Genomic DNA, 1109 nt, shown 5'->3' on the forward strand with positions numbered 1-1109 from the left:
TCTTCACTGAACGGCAATCCGAGGGTGTGGATATGATTAGCGCATTCGATATTTTCAAGATTGGCATTGGACCTTCCAGCTCCCATACCGTGGGGCCAATGAACGCAGGTAAAAGCTTTATCGATCTGTTGGTCAGCAGCGGCGAACTCCCCAGAACCACGCATATTGTGGTCGATCTTTACGGGTCGCTTTCCCTGACCGGGAAAGGTCATGCGACAGATGTCGCGATCATGATGGGGCTGGCCGGTAACAGTCCGCAAAACGTTAATATAGACTCAATCGCTGGTTTTACTCAGGAAGTGGCCCGTACCGGACGTTTGCCGGTTGCTGAGGGCACGCATGTTGTCGATTTCTCTCCAGATGAAAATATTCTCTTTCATACCGAAACGCTGCCGCGCCATGAAAATGGCATGCGTATCACCGCGTGGAACGGCACCGAGAGGCTATTAAGCAAAACCTATTACTCCGTCGGCGGTGGTTTTATCATTGAAGAGGAGCAATTTGGGCAGGTGCATGATGTTGAAGCACACGTGCCCTACAATTTTCATTCCGCCAGCGAACTGCTGAAACTGTGCGAGCGCAATGGGCTGTCTGTTTCCGGCTTGATGATGCAAAACGAGCTGGCGATGCGCAGCAAAGAGGAAATCGATGCTGGCTTTGCCGCCATTTGGGACGTCATGCACGCCGGGATTGAGCGCGGCATGAACACCGAAGGCGTCCTGCCGGGGCCGCTTAACGTTCCGCGTCGCGCCGTGGCGTTACGTCGGTTGCTGGTTTCCAGCGATAATCTGTCCAGCGACCCGATGAACGTTATTGACTGGATCAACATGTTCGCGCTGGCCGTGAGCGAAGAAAACGCCGCCGGGTGCCGGGTTGTGACGGCGCCGACCAACGGTGCATGTGGGATTATTCCCGCCGTATTGGCCTATTACGACAAGTTCCGCCGTCCGGTGAATGCGAACTCCATTGCCCGCTATTTGCTGGCCGCGGGGGCGATAGGCGCGCTGTATAAGATGAACGCCTCTATTTCTGGTGCTGAGGTGGGCTGCCAGGGTGAGATTGGCGTAGCCTGTTCAATGGCGGCTGCCGGTCTGACAGAACTGCTGGGC

The 1109-nt window shown here is 55.3% G+C and carries 1 protein-coding gene; it reads left to right on the forward strand.

Features of this window, described 5'->3' with window-relative positions:
* Positions 1-32: 32 nt before the first annotated feature.
* The coding region (locus FDW87_RS05600) for an L-serine ammonia-lyase (RefSeq protein ID WP_252363021.1) at positions 33-1109 on the forward strand (1077 nt) is incomplete at its 3' end.

The organism is Citrobacter sp. wls826, assembly GCF_005281245.1.
Lineage (GTDB): Bacteria > Pseudomonadota > Gammaproteobacteria > Enterobacterales > Enterobacteriaceae > Citrobacter > Citrobacter braakii.